Genomic DNA, 18,034 nt, shown 5'->3' with positions numbered 1-18,034 from the left:
GGAGGAACGACTGAGTCGGGGATCTTTCTACCCGTTCTCGTTAATCGCAATACCGTTAATCACAGTTAACTCACGAACAACCAAACACCAACACCCATCATCAGCGTACCTGCAATACGGTTCATCAACTTCACATTGTCTGCCTTGCCGAGCATGTGTTTAAGGCTCTTACCGCCTGTCGCGTACAGAGTCATACAAACAAACTCAGAGACAAGAATAATCGACACGAGAATCAACAACTGTGGTGCTAAATCTTTACTGCTGTTAATAAAAGGAGGAAGTAGAGAAATCATAAACGCCCAGCCTTTCGGGTTAGCAATCGCAGTAACAAAACCTTGAACCACCAAGTCCCAATCATTATTCACTTGAGCTTCTTGATTATCAGTACTGATCGCCAGTTTCCCTCTTGAACGCCACATCTGAACGCCTAAATAGAACAAGTACCCTGCGCCCACAAACTTGAAGCCTGTAAATAGCCATGGGTAATTCAGCATGATTGAAGCGATACCTAATACTGCGGCCACTGAAACCACCGCTACACCGGCCAGTTCACCGACCATCATCCATAATGTGCGCTTGTAGCCGATGCTCATGCCTAGCGTTAACGCCAAGGTCATACACATACCAGGCGTAATTGATACAAAGAAAAACGTGGGAATAAAAGCCCAAAGTAGCGCGCTATCCATATTATTACCTTATCGACTTATTTTTGTTTGAGTGTTCAGCTTGTTGAGTTGTCTTTGTAAGGAGCGACCTTGTATTTAGCTACACAACGAAAAAGAGCCACAATACAGTGGCTCTTTTTCATTACCAACCGTAAATTTACTTACGACGGTTTTTAATTCGCTTCATCATAGTCAAACGACGTTCTGCGCTTGCTTGATCTTGAGGCTCTTCGTTCGCGTTGTTTTTACGACCTTGGCGGTTTTTGTAAGCCGACTTAGTGTTCAGCTTTTCAATGTAAGCATCACGTTTCTTCGGTTCGTAACCCGGTTGCTCAACACGGCGAATGCGCTGTTGAATCAGTTTTTCAACTTGAACCACAGTCAGCTCTTCTTCGCGGTTAACGAAAGACACAGCGTGACCTTGCTTACCAGCACGACCTGTACGGCCAATACGGTGAACATAGTCTTCTGCCAGGAAAGGCATGTCGTAGTTGATTACGTGTGGTAAGTCTTCGATATCAAGACCACGAGCCGCAACGTCTGTTGCTACCATTACACGCGCTTTACCTTCTTTAAAATCGTCTAGAGCACGACGACGAGCACTTTGTGCTTTATCACCGTGACACAGTACTGCTTTGATGCCATCTAGCTTAAGCTCTTTAACCACATCGTTCGCTGTTTCTTTATAGTTCACGAACACAAGCACTTGGCGCCAGTTTTTACGACCAATCAGTTCAGAAAGCAGTTCTGTTTTACGTTCTTGATCCACTGGGTAAACCACGTGGCCGACAGTAGCAGCCGTTGAGTTTTCACGTTCAACACTGATACGTTTTGGTTTACGTAAAATATCTACTGACAGTTGGTTCAACTGAGTCGATGTTGTCGCCGAGAACATCATGATTTGTGGAGAGGTTTCTACATCCAACATGATCTTACGAACAGCATTGATGAACCCCATATCTAGGATACGGTCAGCTTCATCAAATACTAGGAATTCTAGGTTAGCAATAGACACGTTACCCGCTTCTAAGTGCTCTTCTAAACGGCCTGGAGTCGCAACCAGAATATCCACACCTAGCTCTAATTGACGAACCTGTGAAGACATCTTGTTACCACCGTAAACCGCAGAAACGCTTAGTTCAGTGTATTTAACGTAGTCTTTGATGTTTTGAGCGATCTGCGCAGCAAGCTCACGAGTTGGAGCAAGAATAAGGCCGCGAGCCGTTCCTCGAGATGCTTTTTTACCGCTGTTCAGTAGGTGCTGAATAACAGGCAACGAGAATGCCGCTGTTTTACCCGTACCGGTTTGAGCAGTAGCAAAAATATCATGGCCTTTACGAGCCATTGGAATCGCTTTTTGTTGAATTGGAGTGAGTTTTTCATAACCACACTCAGTCAACGCTTTGACTAATTCAGGAGCAAAACCTTGAGAGGAAAATGACATTGTTACGGGTTCCTTAAGCAGACAGCCTACATTCTTATTTCAGCCGAGCACTATAAAGTAATTAGAGTGATTTATCTCACATTTATCGTGATATAACGCAAACTTTCTCATTTAATCCGGTGTTTACCACGCCATCGACGAAGCAAACACCCAATTATTCAGTTCAAACAGAGATTAAATCCTATTTGATGCCACATAGCTTGAGCAGAATCTGTTCGAGATCGCCCCATGGCATTAGCTGTGAGTCGATCACTTCCAATCGAGAGTCGAAGCCCTCAAAGAGAACTTTGCTCAATACTGACAGAATGAGCATTTTAATGAATACCGATATAACTTACTACGTTTTGCAAGGCATGAACTTCTAGAGTTAAAACTTAGTTCGAACAGTCTAGAAGCTTAGTACACCCTAAAATCATCTACCTATACCTAATATCAAGATTTGTCGCGTTGTCAGGGTCATTCTTCACTGGCGTCTCATTTGAATAATGAGTGTGTTCCATCAAATCAGCTTTGTGATAAGCAAATCTCACCTCAGATTTACGCATATTTTTAGCTCGTAGAGACGCTTTGGTTTTCTTTGCCTCCACTCTCACTTCCTTCACCTTAGCCATCGCTAACTTTTTAGTTTGGTATTCAGAATAAGATCCGTCTCCAAAGTAAACAAAATGCTTAGCTTTCTTCTTAGTACTTCGTCCATAACACCTCATGAGTATCAACCCAGTCAGTAAAAAAAGTACCGTCAATGAAATTACGCTCACAATGTCCCCGTTATCGAATATTTGAATCTATTTAGTAGATTATTAGTACTAGGCCTATAAACAATAAAAGACACAGTTTAACCTCAAGGCCGTTCATACTATTTTAAAAAATCATCTTATCTTCATCGTATTAATCAGGCTTAGATCACCGAGCAATTAGGTGCTTAGCCTGGTTTTAGGTTTCATAATCTAATGCGAATGTACGTAACCAAAAGAGGTGACGTAAGCACATGATTTACCTGAGCTACAGTATCACCAGCCAAAATATGAATGAAAATATGCCAAAGCTATCAATGAGGTTCTTTTAATATCAATGAGGCCGGAAACATCCTTCATTAGGACTGTTCTGGGTAAAGGAAATATCGATAAGTATTTAGAGAGGGAAACGGCGTGATGAGTTCAGACTAAATGCCATAGAAGTAAGTAATAGTAAGATATGAACATAAAGTTATATATGCCAACCATTAAACCGACATATATAACTCTAGACTAACAGGTTATGTGAGCACTAATTTATGATGTTATTTGATGCCACACAGCTTGAGTAAAATCTGTTCAAGATCGCCCCAAGGCATTAGCTGTGAGTCGATCACTTCCAATCGAGACTCAAAGCCATCGAGGGAAATTTCATTCACTGACACGACTTGATTCGCCACATTGAATGCGTAGCAACCTTGGTCTGTATTCACCACAGCTTTTACACGCTCAGCCGTCAGATCAGACAACATTGAGAATAGCGCATCGAAATCAAACTTATGCTCTGCGCCAAATAGCCAACCACAACTGTAGTAACCCTGCCCTTTGTTCTCTTTTCGGATGAACGCTTCACCTGGAGGAAGTTCGAATTGAGGTTCTTGTTCAGCGTGATCATGATGGTGCGATTCAATATGAGTTGAAGCACTGCCATGTACTCTTTCAATGTCCAGCACTTCCAATGGCACTTCACCATCGTGAATCAGTTTATGGAAAACTTTTGCTGGCGTTTGATCCGTTACCCAATCGTTAAACACGTCAATGTCTTCAGAATGCACAAGATCGACCTTGGTGCCGAGAATCACATCTGCACTGTCTAATTGATCATTAAAGTTCTGATTAGACGTGTATTTATCATTGGATAGATTGCGTGGGTCAACCAAACCTAGTGTCGCTTTTAGGTCAACATACGGCGTGTACTGCTCAGAAGTCAGCGTCGCAATCACTTGTTTAGGGTGACCAAGGCCTGTTGGCTCAATCAGCAAGCGATCTGGCTTTTGGCGAAGTAAAGCATTAATACCTACAGACATAGGTACTCCCGCTGTACAGCACATGCAACCGCCCGGCACTTCTTTAATCAAAGCACCTTGGTCCGTCATTAACGCGCCATCGATGCCGATCTCCCCAAACTCATTAACCAGAACAGCCCAGTTTTCATTCTCAGGTTTGTTTTTAAGCAGGTTCAAAATAGCTGTCGTCTTACCAACACCTAAGAAACCCGTAATTATGTTTGTAGGAACTTTTTTGGTCATATCAGTTCTCCTTTTTTAGGGAGTATATACTCAATTACCAAAAAGTTGACCCCAATCGCTTGTTTATACTCAGATTGACGAGCAGGAGAATGGGTTAACTAAATCGAGGGTTAGGCTGATTTAAAGAAATTTAGCGCTTTGCGCAGTGTGAAGAGTTGAGCAGGTAGATAGATAATAGAAGTGAAAAGCAGAATTTTGGATGCTCCAGACGGACTAAAGGCGTACTTGTCAGTACGCCTCACCCTCGTTACTCAATCGTGAGTTCGCGAATCAGGAAGCCTTAAATATCGACCTGAACATTTAACGAGGAACTAAAAACTTTGTTTCTGAATCCATCCAAATTGTGTGTAAAACCTCACTTCTCCTTGCGGTTCGTTATGTTGCTTTACGATTTAACTATGGTTCATTTTTGGCGTAATACAAGTTGCCACCTGAGAATCGCTCAAAACTGTGACGGCGATTCCACTATATTGTCCATACATTCCATTTATGTAATACACTTCTTTCATAAATGAAATTCAACTTTGCATCTTTGCTGCTATAGGATATGCAGAGGAGGCGTATAATTTACTAAGACCCTCCCCGCATCAACTCAGGAACCAAACTTAAATGACCAATAGAGAGAGAATTAAGCAATCCCTTTTAGCAAAAATGCCAAGGGATGCTATCAACCAATTTCTCTCTAGAGACAAAACACCCGCTTCCGTTCTTTTCCTTTCTTGCATTGTCGGTATCCTTGCTGGCGTGGTGGGCACCTATTTCGAAGTTGCTGTTCATTTCATCACAGAAACTCGTACCGATTGGCTGAAAGATGAAATCGGTAGCTATTTACCACTTTGGCTCGCGGCTTTCCTTATCAGTGCTGCATTCGCCTTTATTGGCTATTTCCTCGTTCACCGTTTCGCTCCAGAAGCCGCTGGTTCTGGCATCCCTGAAATAGAAGGTGCGATGGACGGTATGCGACCTGTTCGTTGGTGGCGAGTATTACCAGTAAAATTCTTTGGTGGTATGGGCGCGTTAGGTTCAGGCATGGTGTTAGGTCGTGAAGGGCCAACCGTGCAAATGGGCGGAAGCATCGGACGTATGGTGACTGACATATTCCGAGTGAAAGATGACGATACTCGACATTCATTACTTGCTTCAGGTGCGGCTGGTGGCTTGGCTGCTGCGTTCAATGCACCATTAGCAGGAATTATGTTCGTTGTTGAAGAAATGCGACCACAATTTCGTTACTCACTCATTTCAATCAAAGCCGTTATCATCTCTGCGATCTCAGCCAACATTGTATTTCGTTCGATCAATGGTCAATCTGCTGTTATTACCATGCCTCAGTACCAACAGCCTGAACTAAGTGCACTTTGGTTATTCCTATTACTCGGCGTGTTGTTCGGCTTGTTTGGCGTGATCTTCAATAAGCTAATAACACTTTCGCAAGATATGTTTGTTGCCATACACAAGAACGACCGCAAACGCTACTTGATAACTGGAACCCTGCTTGGTGGCTGCTTTGGCTTGTTACTGCTTTATATTCCTGAATTGACTGGCGGTGGTATTGGTATCATCCCAAACATCACTAACGGCAGTTACAGCACCAACATATTGCTACTGATCTTCCTAGGCCGTGTTATCACCACCCTACTTTGTTTTGGCTCTGGTGCTCCGGGCGGTATCTTTGCGCCGATGCTCGCACTCGGCACACTCTTTGGTTACGCATTTGGGCTTATCGCTGCGGCATTCTTTCCTGAATTGAATATCGAACCGGGCATGTTTGCGATTGCAGGTATGGGCGCATTATTCGCTGCAACCGTGCGTGCACCAATTACAGGTATATTGTTGGTTATCGAAATGACCAACAACTATTACCTTATCCTACCGTTGATCATCACCTGTCTAGGTGCCGTAATCATTGCTCAGATGTTAGGCGGTCAGCCGATTTATAGCCAACTACTGAACCGTACGCTGAAAAATGAGAAGTTAAGACAACAAGACCTGCCTCAGCAAGAAGAAGTGCGTTAATTACAAATGACTCATGAAACAAAAGCACACATTCAACGTGCTTAATGTCCCGATTCCGCATCAAAATCAAAAAAGCAAACGTTAAACTTGGTATCATCCACTCAAAATTAGTTGAATGCCCTCAACATCTATTGATGGCACAACTGCACGCTCTAACTAGAGCAAAGAATCTATTACTCACTAATATTCTGAAAATAAACCACATTCTATAAATAAGTTGGAGCAAGCTGTTGAACTGGAGAAGATTAACCCAAGTAAAAAATGTGCCGCCATCTCAGGCGTCTTTAGCACTTGGTGTAATTGGACTTGGACAAGCTTGGGCACTGTATCTCCCAGGGATTGGAGAGATTATTCGCCCTTACCTTGCTGCATTCGGCGCGCTGTTATTACTGCCCGTTTTACTTCGTTACCTCACCAGCTTTAATACCTTCATCAGTGATATCCGCCATCCTCTTAGCGGAAGCTTAATGGCACCAATGAGCATGGCACTGTTGATTCTGTGTGACTACTTAGCCGAGATATCGCCAATAATCGCCTACCCAATTTGGTTCTGCGCGTTATTGCTGCACTTTACGATGATGGTGTTGTTCTTCGGTTTCCAGATCATCAATTTCAAAATGTCGAACATCGTTCCGAGTTGGTTTCTGTACCCAGTAGGCTTAATCAGTAGTTCGTTAGCGGGTACGCAATTTGGACATACCGTATTCTCAGAAACACTTGCCGCGACATGTATCGGTATCTACTTCTTCATGCTGCCTGTGGTGTTATATCGCTTAGTATTTGAAGGCAACCTACCACGCAGAGCAAGACCAACACTGGCAATCATGGCCGCACCAGTAAACTTGTCTTTAGCAGCTTACTTGGTCAACTTTGATAATCCAGACCCTATTCTTACGGGCGCATTAGCGGGCATCGCCATCACCATGACGCTACTGATTTACTTGTGTTATATCCGATTGATGCGTTTGAAGTTCCAACCTTCGATTGCTGCAGTTACCTTTCCATCGGTGATCAGCGCCATTGCGATGCATCGCTTAACTACCTTTTTCGGGGCTGAATTTCCGCAATGGTATTGGCTACACAAGTTTGGTTTCTTTGAGCTGACCATCGCTACGATATTGGTCATTTGGGTCGCAGGCGGTTACGTGAAAATGTACTGGCCTGAATTTTTTGATACTAACTATATGTCGAAAAAGGCGAAGCGCTCTTAATTAACTCAAGCCCTCTTTGCTAGAGACCTATCTATTCAGCGCTACACTAAATAAAAAAGGCCTCACAGTGTGAGACCTTCTGAATGGGCAAGGTTTTAGTAGATCAGGCGAGTGTTAATAAAACTGCCGAGAGATCTTAGAAGTTAGCGTGAGGGCCGAATACTTCGTAGTGAACGCGTGAACGGTCAACTTTCAATGCATCAAGCTGCTCTACGATATTCTTCATGAAGCCAACAGGGCCACAAATGTAGAAGTCGCTCTCTTCAAAGCCTTTCGTATCCGAGATAGATGCTAGGTTCATTTGACCTTGGTGCGTGTTTTCACATGCCGATTCGCCTTTATCCATATACCACGTTTTTGCTTCCCAACCTTTATCAGCAACAATGTCTTTCACACGAGTTGTGAAAGAGTGTTGGCCTACGTTTTCACAAGCGTGAAGGTAAAGTACTGGCTCGCTTTTCTCTTCAGTGTTTAGGAATTCAAGCATAGACTGCATTGGCGTTACACCAACACCTGCAGAGATCAGTGTTACTGGCTTGCTGCGCTCTTGGTACATGAAGTCACCCGCAGGCGCATAAAGATTAACTTCATCGCCGATAGCAACGGTGTCATGAAGGTGGTTAGAAACCACACCTTGTGTTTCTTGGCCATGGCCTTCACGCTTCACAGAGATGCGGTATTGCTTACCGTTCGGCTTGTCAGATAACGAGTATTGGCGAATTTCGCTGTATTGCGCACCTTCAGGCTTCACTTCGATACCGATGTATTGACCTGGAGTGTAATCCAGAACGTCACCGCCATCTTTTGGCTGAAGGATGAAGCTAGTTACTAGAGCTGATTCTTCAATCTTGTCTGCAATAACGAACGTACGTGCTGCTTCCCAGCCGCCTACCGCTTGCTTACGCTGCAGGTAAAGCTCTGCTTCACGGTCGATGAATACTTGTGCTAAGAAAAGGTAAGCCGCTGTCCACGCCTCTTCCACTTCTGGAGTGAATGCTTCTGTTGCCAATTCGCGCAGTGTTTCAATCAGGTGTAAACCAACAATTTGGTAGTGCTCTGGTTGAATGTTAAAGCTTGTGTGTTTCTGAGCAATACGTTCAACGGCTGTTGTTAACGCTGCTAGGTTTTCAATGTTCTTTGCATAAGCCGCGATAGCTTCAAACAGTGCTACGCCTTGGCGACCTGTTCTTTGGTGAGTCATATTGAAGATATCTTTCAACTCAGGGTTATGCGTGAACATACGTTGATAAAAATGCTGAGTTAAAGCCGGGCCTGCGCTCTCAAGTAGCGGGATAGTAGATTTGATGATTTCGATATGTGCGTTGTTAAGCATGAATTTACTCCGAACACTGAGTCTTATGACCTATATGTCATTTTGACTACTTGAAAAATTATGAATGACTTTTCGATTTTCTGAAACCTTAGTTATTTTTAGAAACTGAGTGATTTTGACTCGTTTTCGCTTCAAAAAATCGTAAAACCTGATTAATGCCACCTGATTGATTAAGATCAAGAATACTCTTTTTAATCAGAGTTATAATCGGGCTTCGATGATTCTTTTGCACAATCGATGCCAAGTTTATCAATCCCCGTCATTACTGGTTTTATTCTCAAAACCCATCTTATAAAAATGTCAAAAAGACCTTTTTTTTAAGTCAATAAGACTCTACTATGTATATAAACACACAGAGTTAGAGTTTTTTATGCAAGATATCTCCGCATCTACCCTCATGGAAATGACCATTGGCCTTGCAAGTGGCGTGAACGATCAAGATCGTTTTAATCGCCTCATTGATGCTATTCGTAAAACCATCACGTGTGATTGTGTCGCGCTTTTAAGCCTTCAAGGTGACACACTAGTACCTATCGCAATGCAAGGGCTCAGTCGAGACACGTTCGGTCGTCGTTTCATCATTTCAGAGCACCCACGTTTTGCGGAGATATGTGCATCTCGCTCTCCTGTTCGTTTCGATTCTGATAGCTCACTCCCTGATCCTTTTGATGGTCTACTGATCGATCATGATGGCGATCTGCCAATGCACGCTTGTATGGGCCTGCCTCTACTATTTGGCGATAAGCTATTAGGCATTCTGACGCTAGACAGCCTGAAGCCGGATGTCTTCGCTAATATTCCAGCGCGTAACCTTGAAGTATTAGCAGCGATTGCGGCTTCAAGCATGCAAATGGCATTGACCTTCTCTCAGCTTGAGCATCAAGCAAAGCAATCTAAGCAGCTATTAGAAGAGTTGAACGTTGAAGCGTGGGAGCGTGACGGCGGCGAATTAATTGGTAACAGTGACACCATGGTCGCGCTTAAAAATGACATAGCAGTGGTAGCGCCGTCTGAATTCAACATTCTGATCCACGGTGACACGGGTGTAGGTAAAGAGTTAGTGGCTCGTACTCTGCATCATCAATCACAACGTAAACGCAACCCATTGGTTTACGTCAACTGTGCTGCGATTCCTGAAAATCTTGTAGAAAGTGAACTGTTTGGTCACGTGCGAGGCGCGTTTACAGGCGCAGACAAAAACCGTTTAGGTAAGTTTGCGTTGGCCGATAGCGGTACCCTATTCCTTGATGAAATTGGTGAGCTGCCGTTAGCTGCGCAAAGTAAGTTATTGCGAGCGCTACAAAACAACGAAATTCAACCTGTTGGTCAAGACAACATTCAAACTATTGATGTGCGCGTATTGGCTGCGACCAACCGAGACTTAAAAAAAGAAGTGGAAGATGGCCGATTCAGAGCCGACTTGTACCACCGATTGAGTGTTTACCCTATCGCGGTTCCTGCACTGAAAGATCGTGGTGACGATATCAGCTTATTAGCGGGCTTCTTCCTAGAGCAAGCGCGTCGTAAGCTTGGAATCAACCAAGTGAAATTCCGTTCTGATGTGCTTGTGTTCCTGAACCGCTATGGCTGGCCAGGTAACGTGCGTGAACTTGAGCATGTAATCAGCCGTTCGGCTTTGAAAGCACTGGCTCGCAGCACTAACAAGAACCTAGTGACGATTACCAAAGAAGATTGCGGCCCACTGGACCAAGATCAGCCAATCGCAACCACTCAAACGAAGACGACTCCGTTATCAACGCCAACTATCGATCTAACGGCAGGTTTACGTGGCGCAACAGACGATTTCCAGCGCACCATCATTACTGAGGTGTTAGAAGACGCCAACTTTAACTGGGCGCAGGCTGGTCGAGTTCTGAAAACAGACCGAGCAAACCTGACCAGACTTTCGAAGCGTTTAGGGTTAAATGTGGCTAAGTCTCACACGATCGAACGGACAAAATAGATATTAGCGGTTTGTTGCGAGCATCTGACAAAACTTGTGTATATAATGCTGCAAATTGTAACGCTAATTTTAAATATGTAGAGAGAGTTATGAAGTTTATCCGTTGGTTCTTAGGTCGCGTCATTTTGCTATTGAATTTTGTTTTCAGCCCTCGTGGTGTGAAGCGTTCTCAAGAAGAACAAAGCCAAGTGAATGAGCAAGCAAAAACGCACACGTTATACCAATTCGAAGCGTGCCCATTTTGTGTAAAAGTGCGCCGCGCGATGAAACGTCAATCGGTTCAGTTTGAACTTCGTGATGCAAAGAACAATGAACAACACCGTGCAGAGCTAGAAGCTGGTGGCGGTCGTGTGAAAGTGCCTTGCCTACGTATTGAAAAAGACGGCAAAACTGAGTGGATGTACGAGTCTTCAGACATCGTTGCTTACTTGGAAAAACAATTCGCATAAGCTCACAAGCTAAGCGAAAGCCAGATACAAAAAATCCCTCGAATGTGAGGGATTTTTTATGTCTGTTATTTGTGCATTCTTCTAGCTTGTGAGCAAAAACGCCAAAGGCTATTTAGCAACAATCAACATCAGCTCTACACGGCGGTTACACGCCTTACCTTGCGCTGAAGCGTTGGTGCAAGCCGGAACGTACTCGCCAAATCCGCGAGTATAGATTGAACGGCTCGACACATAGTTGCTCTCTAATCGCGCTTTCACTTCTTTTGCGCGCTGCTCGGATAGAGGATCATTGATTCGATCTGTGCCCGTGTTATCGGTATGCCCTTCAATCACAACATCGATATCTTGGCGTTGAGAAAGGTAGCTGCCTAGTGTGTCTAGCCATTGGTTGTAAGCAGGTTCAGGGAATGCAGAGCCTGTTTTAAAGTTCACATGTTGCTCAAGCTTTACCATTACATGATTGCCCGGTAGAACTTCAAAATCGATACGGTTTTGTCTGAGGAAAACTTCTAGCGGATCATTGGTTGATACGCCACGACCATAGTTGGTAGTAATGGTTGTTTGCTGACGAGAATTGCTCTGCATTGAATAACCACGATTACTCGCGACATGTGTCGCCTGAACCACGCCCCACTCTGGGTGCATAAGATCGTAATCGGTTTGTGGCGCAGTCTCTAGCATATCACCACCAAGTAAATCAGTTGGTGACGTCGTTTCACACCCAGCCAAAGCTATGCTTAACATTATTGCTAAATATCTCATTACTTCACCAACCACTCATGCAGATAAACCATTCACTAATGTCTATATCGGCACCGAGACAAAAACTTTAGACAAAAACTTTAGACAAAAGAGCACACATCAAAAAAAGTGCTTTTGATCACAGTTAACCGTCAACTAGCCTGTCTTCGCTCGCTAGTTCGAACTGTTTGCATTTATTTACCTTATAATTGTTTTCCAATTCCTACTAAATAGTTAGAATCTCACGACTTCTCAACGCTAGAGTAAACATTATGTTTAAACCATTTACTAAATTCATCACAGCAATCGCTGCCGTACTGATTATCGCCGGTTGTAGTGAAACAGATGAGCCACAAAAAGGCGTTCAATACGAAGCGCTTCCTACTGCTCTAACAGAATTTAACCTGTCTCCGATCACTGAAATCTTCTCTCTTAACTGTGGTCACTGTCGTCAAATGGAAAGTGCAATTCCAGAGATTGAGTCGCTTACAGACCAAACTATTGGCAAGATGCACGTAACATTCAATGAAAGTGCTCAAATTAGCGCAATGATCTACTACACAGCAGTGATGCAGCTTGATGCGACACCGGACCATGCCTTCATGGACGACCTATTCGGTGCGGTTCAAATGGGTGCAGACGCGACTCCAGAGCAACGTCAGCAAGCGCTAGAAACAGCATTCACTTCTCGCGGTCTGGTTAGCCCGTACCAACTGAACAAAGAGCAACAAGTTGCGCTTTTTGACTACGTTAAGAAAGCGGAAGAAGTTTCAGTAAAAGGTCAGATCAACTCAGTACCAACATTTATCATCAACGGTAAATACCAAGTGCTGACAGCCGGTCACCAAGATGTTGCTGGTATCGCAAAAACGATCAACTACCTTTTGACTCAACCATAATCACGGCTGTTGCCAACTGATTAACACATTTTGTATTAACTACGAAATTCAGCACTCAATATAAATAGGTTTTACTATGTCTAAATTTGTCATCCCGGTCATTGTCTTTCTTTTGGCGGGTTTCATGATTTACCGTACTTGGACGAATCATAAGTCTGGTGCAGAAAACTTCGAACAAGGTCAACAGTTCCTTATCGAGAATGGCGCTAAAGAAGGTGTTGTAACGACTGAAAGCGGCCTACAGTACCTTGTACTTGAAGAAGGCACAGGTACAGAGCACCCAACAAAGAACAGCAAAGTAACAGTTCACTACCACGGTACTTTGATTGACGGCACGGTTTTCGATAGCTCTGTTGAGCGCGGCGAGCCAATCTCATTTGCTCTTAAGCAAGTAATCAAAGGCTGGCAAGAAGGTTTGACTTACATGGTTGAAGGCCAAAAAGTTCGTCTGTTTATCCCAAGCCCATTGGCTTACGGTAAAGGCGGTTCAGGCCCTATCCCACCATCAGCAACACTGATTTTTGATGTTGAGCTAATCTCTATCCAATAATCGAATTGCTATAAACAAGCTTCTGATTAAGCCCCAACATGCACACCATGTTGGGGCTTTTTTATGTAGCTATATGTTTTAAAGCGGTTTTAATTGAGATCTTTCTAAGCTATCGCTGAAAAATACAGTCAACATCCAAGGCCAATCAAACGAAATTAGACCCACTAGACGACTGGTCTAATTTAAACTATAGTACCGACCATGAACGAAAAAACGAATGACACACGCCTGCACATTTTAAATGTTGGCTATCAATTAATAGTGAACAACGGCTTCAATGGCGTTGGCTTATCACAATTGCTTAAAGAAGCGGACGTGCCGAAGGGTTCGTTTTACCACTACTTTAAATCGAAAGAGAAATTTGGTGAGGCGTTAATTCAGCACTATTTTGAAAACTACATCACTAAGATTGAATCCATTCTGGTACACGGTGAAGGCAACCATTATCAACGTATTCTGGGTTACTTTTCACTGTGGGCAAAGACTGAAAATGGCACCTGTAACGCACATAAATGTTTAGTGGTTAAGCTCAGCGCTGAAGTCTCTGATCTTTCTGATCCTATGCGCCAAGCTCTGCTCAAAGGAGCTGAAAAAGTCACTCAAACGATACAGCACTGCGTTGCTGGTGGTGTGGATGATGGCTCTATCAAAGTAGGAAACAGCCAAGAAGTTGCTCAGAACCTATACTCAATGTGGTTGGGCGCCAGCTTATTGAGTAAGTTAAGCCAGAGTCCTCAGAGCTTGGAATCGGCATTAAGCCTTACCGAACGAATTTTAAAAGGTGAAAGCGAATAACGCGCACCGCGCCTTATTCGCTTTTGCTTGCTTTGAATTGCTTTAACCCGCTTTAACTTAAAAGAAATCACCCGCCCTCTTATCAATTTGATGACGGCGGGATTTTTAGACAACAAGACTAGACGACTGGTCTAATTCTAAATGAACACAATATAAAATTAAGGACATCCAATGACTCAACAAGACAATCGCCGCATCGTATTGGCTTCTCGCCCAGTTGGCGCACCGACTCAAGATAACTTCCGCTTAGAGACAGTGGCTGCACCAACAATTAACGACGGCGAGATGTTACTTCGCTCGGTTTACCTATCTCTTGATCCTTACATGCGTGGCCGAATGAGCGATGCGAAATCTTACGCAGACCCAGTTGCTATTGATGATGTGATGGTTGGTGCAACCGTGTGTCAGGTTGAAGCGTCAAACAACAGCGATTTTGAAGTTGGCGAATGGGTATTGGCGTACACAGGTTGGCAAGATTATGGTATTTCTAACGGCGAAGGTCTTATCAAGCTAGGTAAAGAGCCAAGCCACCCTTCTTACGCACTAGGCATCATGGGTATGCCAGGCTTTACCGCTTACATGGGTTTATTGGATATCGGCCAACCGAAAGAAGGCGACACATTAGTTGTGGCGGCGGCGACAGGCCCTGTAGGCGCAACTGTTGGACAAATCGGTAAACTGAAAGGTTGTCGTGTCATTGGCGTGGCTGGCGGTCAAGAGAAATGCCAGTACGCAAAAGAGGTTCTTGGCTTTGATGAATGTATCGACCACAAGGCAGACGACTTCGCAGAACAACTGGCGAAAGCGTGTGACAACGGCATCGACGTTTACTTTGAAAACGTTGGCGGCAAAGTATTCGATGCTGTAATGCCTCTTCTAAACACAGGCGCTCGTATCCCTGTTTGCGGCCTTATCTCTCAATACAACGCGACATCACTTCCTGAAGGCCCAGATCGCATCTCTAGCCTAATGGGCACTCTTTTAGTTAAGCGCATTAAGATGCAAGGCTTCATCATCTTTGATGACTACGCGCACCGTTACAACGAGTTTGCAACTCAAATGACCGAATGGCTGTCTCAAGGAAAAATGCACTACCGTGAGCACCTAATTGAAGGCCTAGACGAAGCACCACAAGCTTTCATGGGTCTATTAGAAGGTCAGAACTTCGGCAAACTTGTTATCAAAACTAACGAAGCAAAATAGCTCAAAGATAGAATAGGCAGAATTATGATTACTTTACATCACCTGAATAAATCGCGTTCGAAACGTATCATCTGGCTACTCGAAGAGCTTGGTGTCGACTATCAAATTAAACCTTACCAACGAGACAGTGTCACGTTTTTAGCACCACCAGAACTGAAGTCTGTTCACCCTCTTGGTAAATCTCCAGTCATTGAAGATGATGGCATTGTGATCAGTGAATCTGGCGCAATTACTGAGTACCTTATCGACAAGTTTAGCCAAGGTAAATTCGCACCAGTGCGTGGCACAGTTGAATATGTTGAATATTCACAATGGCTACACTTTGCTGAAAGCTCGGGTATTTTGCCAATGCTGCTTAAGATCTTCGTGATGAAAGACGGCTGCGAGACAAACTTCCTTGGTGGTTATGCCGACGACGAAAATCAAAAGATCTTAACCTTCGTTAACGAAGCACTTGAAGGCAAAACCTATCTTGTAGGCGAAACACTCACTGGTGCCGATTTCATGATGTCGTTCATCGTAGAAATTGTGGGTAACTTTGGCGCGACTACGCTCTACCCTAACATTGCTAAATACGGTGATCTTTTAGCAAGCCATCCTGCTTACCAAAAAGCGGAGCAATCAGAGTTAGAACACTCTAACTAATCAAGATTTGTTCCATTCAATGCTTCTATAGCATGAAGATGACAATCTAAATGAAGCCAAAGCCGATTTATCTTCCGCTTTGGCTTCTCATTTGCCTCCATTTCGACAACAATATCGAGCTCTAACCGAATACCCATAGAGTTTGATCTTCATGTCAGCAAACCTTGCTCAATACACACCACTGCGCACGTTAAACCAAACAGCGAATCAAGCGTTGTCGCTGCCAGAGCGTTTTACATTCCCGTATTACTATACTCCGCATCCTTTGTGTGAATTAGCGATGCAGCAGCTTCAACAGTCTCTGCTTGACTGTGGTGTGAATGAAACATCGCAAGGTAACCTCTATGCCGTTCTTCTGGTTCAACATCCTCAAACTCAAGAACTAGGCTACCTTTCTGCGTTTTCAGGTTTGCAGCTAGATTCGTCTTTGGAACCTCTGCTATCGAGTATCGCCTTCGTTCCTTCTGCTTTTGATGAGCAGCAGTTTGAAGCCCTAAACACGCAAAACTTAACTCAGCAAACAACATTAGCTAACGACATTGCGAACCTAGAGAAAACTCACAACCTCGATGAATTGACTGCAACGCTGAGCGAACTTAAAAACGACGCGAGTAAAGTAATCGAAACCTTTCAACTCACTATGGCTGCCAACAAAGCACAGCGTAATGAGCTTAGAGAGCAAGCTAACCAAGAGAAAGAACTAGGTAACCTAGAGTCTGCAGCCAGCCTACTCAAACAATTAGGTAACCAAAGCAGCCAAGAGAAGCGAGACTTAAAAGCACTTCGAATTGAGTGGAAGCAAAAGATCGCAGAACGTCAGTTACAAGTTGATGCCATAGAAACCGATCTCAAAAGCCGCAAGCAAGACTACCAAGCCATTTCCGCAGAACTAGAGACTCAGCGTTTGTCTCATTATCGCTTTATCAACCAAGCCGCAGAGCCAAAGAGCCTGCTTGAATTATTAGATGGTAAAGACGCGCTTAAAGGTTCAGGTGACTGCTGCCTACCCAAGCTGCTTAATTTTGCCTTTGAGCACAGCTTTCAACCATTAGCTTTATCTGAGTTTTGGTGGGGATTGCCGCCAACAAATATCATTCGACAACACGGAAACCTTTACCCTGTTTGTCAGAGCAAAAGCTTCGAGATTCTCGACCACCAGCTAACTGGCGTTGAGTTAGAAGATAATCCGCTTATCGTAAACCCTGCGGTGGGTAAGTCGTTTGATATTGTTTACGAAGATGACGAGATCGTAGTCGTGAACAAGCCTGAAGAGTTCTTGTCGGTTCCGGGCAAGTTCATTGAAGACTCAGTTTATACTCGCATTAAAGCACGCTACCCAGACGCCACTGGCCCGTTGATTATCCATAGACTGGACATGTCGACATCTGGCTTGCTGATCTTGGCGCTGACTGCCGAGTCCAACAAACACATCCAAAAACAGTTCATCGATAGAACGGTCGAGAAACGTTACACCGCTTTACTTGATGGTGATATCCACGGGGATTCTGGCGATATTAGCTTGCCGTTACGCGGCGACATCACCGACAGACCAAGACAGCTCGTTTGCCATGAACATGGGCGTAACGCTGAAACGCATTGGCAAGCCGTCAGCACCAACAACGGCAAAACCAAGGTTCACTTGTACCCTAAAACAGGTCGTACCCACCAGCTGCGTGTTCACTGTGCTCACCCATCAGGCCTCGGTGTACCAATCCGCGGTGATGACCTTTATGGCTACAAACGTGAACGCCTGCACCTTCATGCGGGCTACCTAAAACTCATTCACCCAACAACCGGGGAATGGATGGAGTTTGAAGTACCGTCTGAATTCTAAATCGACTTTCTTGCGTAGGGCTT

The 18,034-nt window shown here is 44.1% G+C and carries 16 protein-coding genes; 10 read left to right on the top strand and 6 right to left on the bottom strand.

Translation table 11 applies throughout. The features are described from left to right. Positions 1-65 precede the first annotated feature (65 nt). The 4 genes from OCV12_RS20985 to OCV12_RS20970 form a co-directional block, all read right to left on the bottom strand. On the bottom strand, positions 66-686 hold the full coding sequence (locus OCV12_RS20985; protein WP_239846419.1) for a LysE family translocator: 621 nt from the start codon (positions 684-686) through the stop codon (positions 66-68). Between the two features lie 136 nt (positions 687-822). Beyond that, entirely contained in the window at positions 823-2,109 is a 1,287-nt protein-coding gene (locus OCV12_RS20980) for a DEAD/DEAH box helicase (RefSeq protein ID WP_017631840.1), read from the bottom strand. Between the two features lie 181 nt (positions 2,110-2,290). Beyond that, positions 2,291-2,422 (bottom strand): hypothetical protein, encoded by a 132-nt coding sequence (locus OCV12_RS20975; RefSeq protein ID WP_390904581.1) that lies wholly within the window; start codon positions 2,420-2,422, stop codon positions 2,291-2,293. A gap of 966 nt (positions 2,423-3,388) precedes the next feature. Further along, on the bottom strand, positions 3,389-4,372 hold the full coding sequence (locus OCV12_RS20970) for a CobW family GTP-binding protein (protein WP_261886022.1): 984 nt from the start codon (positions 4,370-4,372) through the stop codon (positions 3,389-3,391). 609 nt (positions 4,373-4,981) lie between these two features. Between OCV12_RS20970 and clcA the strand changes: the two genes are divergently transcribed. Then, positions 4,982-6,388, top strand: a complete 1,407-nt coding sequence (clcA, locus tag OCV12_RS20965; protein WP_132764817.1) for a H(+)/Cl(-) exchange transporter ClcA — start codon at positions 4,982-4,984, stop codon at positions 6,386-6,388. 230 nt (positions 6,389-6,618) lie between these two features. Next, the gene (locus OCV12_RS20960; protein ID WP_449361573.1) at positions 6,619-7,599 is read left to right on the top strand and encodes a TDT family transporter; all 981 of its coding nucleotides are present in this window, start codon (positions 6,619-6,621) and stop codon (positions 7,597-7,599) included. 136 nt (positions 7,600-7,735) lie between these two features. Here the strand turns inward: OCV12_RS20960 and hmpA are convergent, their stop codons facing one another. After that, on the bottom strand, positions 7,736-8,932 hold the full coding sequence (gene hmpA, locus OCV12_RS20955) for an NO-inducible flavohemoprotein (protein WP_176679569.1): 1,197 nt from the start codon (positions 8,930-8,932) through the stop codon (positions 7,736-7,738). 370 nt (positions 8,933-9,302) lie between these two features. On the opposite strand from hmpA, the gene norR reads away from it, so the two are divergent. Both norR and OCV12_RS20945 read left to right on the top strand, forming a co-directional pair. Further along, positions 9,303-10,895: a nitric oxide reductase transcriptional regulator NorR gene (gene norR, locus OCV12_RS20950; RefSeq protein WP_261886020.1), complete on the top strand. Its 1,593-nt coding sequence runs from the start codon at positions 9,303-9,305 to the stop codon at positions 10,893-10,895. Positions 10,896-10,984: 89 nt separating this feature from the next. Beyond that, positions 10,985-11,344: a glutaredoxin family protein gene (locus tag OCV12_RS20945; protein ID WP_239831204.1), complete on the top strand. Its 360-nt coding sequence runs from the start codon at positions 10,985-10,987 to the stop codon at positions 11,342-11,344. A gap of 108 nt (positions 11,345-11,452) precedes the next feature. Here the strand turns inward: OCV12_RS20945 and OCV12_RS20940 are convergent, their stop codons facing one another. Continuing rightward, complete coding sequence (locus OCV12_RS20940) at positions 11,453-12,088, bottom strand: OmpA family protein (RefSeq protein WP_261887116.1); 636 nt, start codon at positions 12,086-12,088, stop codon at positions 11,453-11,455. Between the two features lie 269 nt (positions 12,089-12,357). Between OCV12_RS20940 and OCV12_RS20935 the strand changes: the two genes are divergently transcribed. From OCV12_RS20935 to OCV12_RS20910, 6 genes are all read left to right on the top strand, one after another. Next, positions 12,358-12,984: a thioredoxin domain-containing protein gene (locus OCV12_RS20935; RefSeq protein WP_017631826.1), complete on the top strand. Its 627-nt coding sequence runs from the start codon at positions 12,358-12,360 to the stop codon at positions 12,982-12,984. A 76-nt stretch (positions 12,985-13,060) separates the two neighbouring features. After that, on the top strand, positions 13,061-13,534 hold the full coding sequence (locus OCV12_RS20930; RefSeq protein WP_176679566.1) for an FKBP-type peptidyl-prolyl cis-trans isomerase: 474 nt from the start codon (positions 13,061-13,063) through the stop codon (positions 13,532-13,534). Between the two features lie 201 nt (positions 13,535-13,735). Further along, positions 13,736-14,329: a TetR/AcrR family transcriptional regulator gene (locus tag OCV12_RS20925; RefSeq protein ID WP_261886019.1), complete on the top strand. Its 594-nt coding sequence runs from the start codon at positions 13,736-13,738 to the stop codon at positions 14,327-14,329. Between the two features lie 171 nt (positions 14,330-14,500). Next, positions 14,501-15,532: an NADP-dependent oxidoreductase gene (locus tag OCV12_RS20920; protein ID WP_261886018.1), complete on the top strand. Its 1,032-nt coding sequence runs from the start codon at positions 14,501-14,503 to the stop codon at positions 15,530-15,532. Between the two features lie 24 nt (positions 15,533-15,556). Beyond that, positions 15,557-16,177, top strand: a complete 621-nt coding sequence (locus OCV12_RS20915) for a glutathione S-transferase family protein (protein ID WP_261886017.1) — start codon at positions 15,557-15,559, stop codon at positions 16,175-16,177. 151 nt (positions 16,178-16,328) lie between these two features. Then, positions 16,329-18,011: an RluA family pseudouridine synthase gene (locus tag OCV12_RS20910; protein WP_261886016.1), complete on the top strand. Its 1,683-nt coding sequence runs from the start codon at positions 16,329-16,331 to the stop codon at positions 18,009-18,011. Positions 18,012-18,034: the final 23 nt, after the last annotated feature.

This window comes from Vibrio pomeroyi, from assembly GCF_024347595.1.
Classification (GTDB): Bacteria; Pseudomonadota; Gammaproteobacteria; order Enterobacterales; family Vibrionaceae; genus Vibrio; species Vibrio pomeroyi.
This window is presented reverse-complemented; position numbering and strand designations above follow the sequence as displayed.